The 1,043-nt window shown below is 78.1% G+C and carries 1 pseudogene; it reads left to right on the forward strand.

Features of this window, described 5'->3' with window-relative positions:
* Nucleotides 1-1,043 (forward strand): annotated as a pseudogene (locus tag DZF91_RS40135) (hypothetical protein); the annotation flags it as partial.

Consider the following 1,043-nt stretch of genomic DNA (forward strand, 5'->3'; position numbering starts at 1 on the left):
CCGGCGCTTTCGGCGGGCCCGCGTCGCAGACGCAGCAGGCCCCCCCGCCGCAGCCGGTCGCCGCGGCCTCCCCGCCCCCTCCCCCGCCGTCCGGGCAGTCCGGCGACGAGATGGGCGACGACGACTACTGGGCCACCATCACCTTCGACAAGCCCACGTTCCCCTGGCAGCAGAACAAGCGTGACGGCATGGAGGGCGCCGAGCCCTCCGCCGACCCGCTGAACGCCGGCGCGTCCCCGCACGCGGGCACGGCCCCGCCCGGCGGCCCGCACCCCGGGGTCCCGCAGGGCGGTCCGAGCGACCAGTTCGGCGACCCGTACGGCGACCACGGCGCCCCCGCCGACCAGGGGAACCCCGGCATGACCGTCACGCTGGGCGCGGACGGCGGCATGAGCGGCGGACCCGGCACGGGCCCGCAGGGGCTCCCGTCGCCCTTCGGTCCGGGCTCCAGTGCCCTGACCAACGAGCCGCCCGCCGCTCCGTTCGGCGGCGACCCGTCCACCGGCCCGTTCGGCGGCGACCCGTCCGCGACGGCGCACGACCCGCTGCCCGTGTACGACCAGGGCCGGCAGTCGCCGTTCGGACCGACCGGCGAGCAGCCCGCGTTCGGCGGCTCCGGCCAGCAGGACCAGCACGTCTACGGCGAGAACCCCTCGTCCGGGTTCGGCGACGGGGCGGGCTCCGGGTCCGGGTTCGGCGACGGCTCGGGCTTCGGTTCGGGCGACTCCGGCTTCGGCCAGAACGACGGGTCCGGTTTCGGCCAGTTCGGCCCGTCCGGGGATCAGCCGTCGTACGGCGCGCCGGACACCCCGCAGCCGTCCTACGGCAGCACGGGCGAGCACCCGTCGCCGTTCGGGAACGACCCGCTGAACACGCGTCCGGGATCGTCCGGCGACGGCTACGACCGTCCGGCCGCCGCGTCCGGCGCGGACCCGCTGGGCCTGCCGCTCGGCGGCCTCGGCGAGGACACCTCCGGCTTCCGGTCGCCCGCCGCCGACTCCGGCACCGGCGGCTGGGAGGCCCCGTCCGCCCCGCCGCCGCCC

The organism is Actinomadura logoneensis (assembly GCF_003428695.1).
GTDB lineage: Bacteria > Actinomycetota > Actinomycetes > Streptosporangiales > Streptosporangiaceae > Spirillospora > Spirillospora logoneensis.